Below are 2,834 nucleotides of genomic sequence, written 5' to 3'. Positions count from 1 at the left end.
ACAAAAGGCAGCCACCCAAAGATGACGATGCCCCCAAATGCGCCGCTCACCCAAAGGCACCTTTTTCGGTGACGGCGTTTCGGTGCACGTAGGGCGCATTCTTGCACGCCATCCGACGCATTCGAAAAATGGCACCCCCACAAAAGGCAGCCACCCAAAGATGACGATGCCCCCAAATGCGCCGCTCACCCAAAAGGCACATTTTTCGGTGGCTGCGTTCCGGTCCACGTAGGGCGCATTCTTGCACGCCATTCCGACGCATTCGAAAAATGGCACCCCACAAAAGGTCGGCACCCAAAGATAGAGATGCCCCCAAATGCGCCGATCACCCAAAGGCACCTTTCCGGTAACGGCCTACCGGTGCATTTGAAGAATGCACCCTACATTCTTTCCAATACCTGGAAAGTCATGCCATGGGGATTGGCGGCGTCGGCGGGGTACTCCTCCCGCTCGATCTCGCGCCATTCGGAGGGATCGATAGGCGGGAACCAGGCATCGCCTTCGATCACCGCGTGGACCTGAGTCAGGTAGAGCCGATCGGCGCGGGGCAGGATCTGTCGATAGAAAGAGGCGCCGCCGATCACCATGACCTCCTCCGCCGGTTGCGCGGCTTCGAGGGCGGCTTCGATGGAGTGGACCACCCGGCATCCCTCCGCGCGATAGGAGGGATCACCGGTGACCACCACATTGGTGCGCTTGGGAAGGGGGCGACCGATGGATTCAAACGTCTTGCGGCCCATGATGACCGGTTTCCCGAGCGTATGGCGACGGAACCACTGCATGTCGGCAGGCAGACTCCAGGGGAGCCGGTTCTCGATACCAATCACCCGGTCTTCCGCCATGGCTGCGATGATGGAAATGCGCATATTCTCTCCAGCCCACACGAACAGACATCTTGACTATAAAACCACGGAGACAATACAGCAGTGGGTCTGAAAAAGACGACCTTCTGCGCGGTACCCACTGCGGATTCGTCCAGGAGCCTGTCCGAGAACATCGGTGTTTGTAGGTTGGGGTGAGTTATGCGAACCCCAACGTTGATTTTGTTGGGCTTCGTTCCTCAGCGCCAACCTACATTTTGGAGCCCGTTACTATACTGGACAGCTCCTAGACGGCCACCGGCGCCTTGATCGGCGGGTGGTGTTCATAACCGTCCAACCGGAAATCCTCGAAACGGAAATCGAAGACCGAATCGATGTCGGGATTCAGACGCATGGCCGGCAACGGGTAGGGCTCACGGGACAGCTGCAGGCGCGCCTGCTCCAGATGGTTGGAGTAGAGATGGGCATCCCCCAGGGTGTGTACGAAATCTCCCGGCTCGAGACCGGTCACCTGCGCCAGCATCATGGTCAGCAGGGAGTAGGAGGCGATGTTGAACGGCACGCCGAGGAAAATGTCTCCGGAACGCTGATAGAGCTGGCACGAGAGGCGGCCGTTGGCCACGTAGAACTGGAAGAATGCATGACAGGGGGCCAGGGCCATGCGACCGGCTGCCGCATTCTCCCTGGGGGAGATCGCTTCGTCGGGCAGATCGGCCACGTTCCAGGCACTGACAATGATGCGCCGCGAATCGGGATTGGTGCGAATCTGGTCGACCGCCTGCTGGATCTGATCGATATGCCTGCCGTCCGGCGTCGGCCAGGAACGCCACTGATAGCCGTACAGCGGCCCGAGGTCTCCCTTCTCGTCCGCCCATTCATCCCAGATCCGGACGCCATTCTCCTTCAGATAAGCGATGTTGGTCTCGCCTCGCAGGAACCAGAGGAGTTCATGGATTATCGAGCGCAGGTGCAGCTTCTTAGTGGTGACCAATGGGAAGCCTTCCGACAGGTCGTAGCGCATCTGGTAACCGAATACGCTTCGGGTGCCGGTGCCGGTCCGGTCCTCCTTTACGGTGCCGTTCTCAAGCACATGACGCATCAGATCGAGGTATTGGCGCATGATTATTTCTGCCCGTTGGAAACGGCTTTACCGGTATTGCCGCGACCGTAGGCAAGCCCCAGCAACACCAGACCGACAACGATCAGCGGTAGTGAGAGCACCTGCCCCATGGTCACCCAGCCAAAGGCCAGATAGCCGAGATGGGCATCGGGTTCGCGCACGAATTCCACCAGAAAACGGAACAGGCCATAACCAACGGCAAAGACACCCGAAACGGCCATGGTCGGACGCGGCCTGGAAGAGAACCACCAGAGGATGGCGAACAGCACCACGCCTTCGAGGAAAAACTGATAGAGCTGAGAGGGATGGCGCGCTACATCGCCGGCTCCGGGAAAGACCATCCCCCACGGCAGATCGGTGGGCTTGCCCCACAGCTCGCCATTGATGAAGTTGCCGATGCGCCCCGCACCAAGGCCGATGGGCACCAGCGGTGCCAGAAAATCGACGACCTCGAAATAGCGACGGTTTTCCCGCCAGGCGTAGACGCCCAGAGCAACCATCACCCCGAGCAGACCGCCATGGAACGACATCCCGCCTTCCCAGATCCGGAACAGCATCAACGGGTCCTGCAGGAATGCGCCCCAATTGTAAAACAGGACATACCCGATGCGACCGCCCAGCACCACCCCCAGTGCGGAGTAAAAAACCAGGTCATCGACCTGCGCGGGCTTCCAATTCCAGCGTGGCTGCGCCGCCCGGCGGCGTCCCAGCCACCAGCCGCCGACAAAGCCGACCAGATACATCAAGCCATACCAGTGCACCTGGACCGGGCCGAAACTGATGGCGACCGGATCGATATCGGGGAATCTCAACATGGCAGGAGTATACCAGAACAGCTAGTGGCTAGTGGCTAGTGGCTAGTGGCTAGTGGCTAGTGGCTAGTGGCTAGTGGC

General features: G+C 59.6%; 3 protein-coding genes. All 3 read right to left on the bottom strand.

What is annotated here, in order from left to right:
* Nucleotides 1-380: 380 nt before the first annotated feature.
* Complete coding sequence (gene folA / locus Q7L05_RS17330; protein ID WP_303909566.1) at nt 381-866, bottom strand: type 3 dihydrofolate reductase; 486 nt, start codon at nt 864-866, stop codon at nt 381-383.
* A gap of 241 nt (nt 867-1,107) precedes the next feature.
* Nucleotides 1,108-1,941 (bottom strand): thymidylate synthase, encoded by an 834-nt coding sequence (locus Q7L05_RS17325; RefSeq protein WP_303909563.1) that lies wholly within the window; start codon nt 1,939-1,941, stop codon nt 1,108-1,110.
* Nucleotides 1,942-1,943: 2 nt separating this feature from the next.
* The gene (lgt, locus tag Q7L05_RS17320; RefSeq protein ID WP_303909561.1) at nt 1,944-2,756 is read right to left on the bottom strand and encodes a prolipoprotein diacylglyceryl transferase; all 813 of its coding nucleotides are present in this window, start codon (nt 2,754-2,756) and stop codon (nt 1,944-1,946) included.
* Nucleotides 2,757-2,834 lie beyond the last annotated feature (78 nt).

Origin of the sequence: Thiohalomonas denitrificans (assembly GCF_016841685.1) — a bacterium.
Taxonomy (GTDB): Bacteria; Pseudomonadota; Gammaproteobacteria; order Thiohalomonadales; family Thiohalomonadaceae; genus Thiohalomonas; species Thiohalomonas denitrificans_A.
The sequence above is the reverse complement of the archived record's forward strand: the minus strand, read 5'-3'. Positions and strand labels throughout refer to the sequence as shown.